Below are 1,271 nucleotides of genomic sequence, written 5' to 3'. Positions count from 1 at the left end.
GAGCCGTCGCGTGCGGTGCAGCGGGACTTCTGGCGACGGATCGCCTCGGGCGTGACGACGCTGCAGGCGACGGAAGCTGTTGGCGTGTCATGGCCGGTCGGCTCCCGCTGGTTCCGTCACGCTGGCGGGATGCCACCGATCAGCCTGGACGAGCCCACGGGCCGCTACCTGTCATTCGCCGAGCGCGAGGAGATCGCGCTACTGCGCGCCCAGGACATCGGCGTCCGCGAGATCGCCCGACGTATCGGACGCGACCCGGGGACGATCTCACGCGAGCTGCGCCGCAACGCGGCGACCCGGAGCGGTGAGCAGGTCTACCGCGCCCTGGTGGCGCAGTGGAAGGCGCAGCAGGCCGCGAAGCGTCCGAAACCCGCGAAGCTCGTGGGCAACGACGGGTTGCGTGAGTACGTGCAGGAACGGCTCGCCGGCAGCGTTCGGCTCCCCGACGGCACGATCGTCACCGGCCCGGTGACACCAGCGTGGAAGGGGTTGAACAAGCCGCATCGGCAGGACAGGAGGTGGGCGATGGCGTGGAGTCCGGAGCAGATATCGCAGCGGCTGAAGGTGGATTTCCCCGATGATGAGTCCATGCGCATCAGCCATGAGGCGATCTACCAGTCGCTGTTCATCGAGGGCCGTGGCGCGCTCAAACGCGAACTGGTGGCGTGTCTGCGTACCGGCCGCGCGCTGCGGGAGCCTCGGGCGCGGTCGCGGAACAAGCCGCAAGGGCATGTCACCGCGGATGTCGTTCTCTCACAACGCCCGGCTGAAGCCGCGGATCGCGCGGTTCCCGGCCACTGGGAGGGTGATCTGATCATCGGGACAGGCCGGTCCGCGATCGGCACGCTCGTCGAGCGCAGCAGCCGATCCATCCTCCTCGTTCATCTTCCTCGGTTGGAAGGCTGGGGCGAGAAACCAGCCGTGAAGAACGGTCTGTCGCTCGGTGGTTACGGCGCCGTCGCGATGAACGCCGCTCTGACGGCCTCGATGACGAGGCTCCCCGGACAGCTCCGCAAGACCCTCACCTGGGACCGCGGCAAGGAGCTCTCCGGGCATGCCCAGTTCGCGCTCGATACCGGCACGAGAGTGTTCTTCGCCGATCCGCACTCCCCGTGGCAGCGACCCACGAATGAGAACACGAACGGGCTGCTGCGCCAGTACTTCCCGAAGGGCACCGACTTGTCTCGTTGGTCTGCTGAGGACCTCGAAGCCGTCGCATTCGCTGTCAACAACCGGCCCCGAAAGATCCTCGGCTGGAAGACCCCCGCTGA

The 1,271-nt window shown here is 67.5% G+C and carries 1 protein-coding gene; it reads left to right on the top strand.

From position 1 onward, the window contains the following. On the top strand, window positions 1–1,271 hold a 1,271-nt coding region (locus tag ABD951_RS28485), incomplete at both ends, for an IS30 family transposase (protein ID WP_345353636.1).

Origin of the sequence: Rhodococcus olei (assembly GCF_039540555.1) — a bacterium.
Lineage (GTDB): Bacteria > Actinomycetota > Actinomycetes > Mycobacteriales > Mycobacteriaceae > Rhodococcus_G > Rhodococcus_G olei.
Note: the sequence above shows the minus strand (reverse complement) of the source record. Positions and strands in the feature narration are given on the sequence as shown.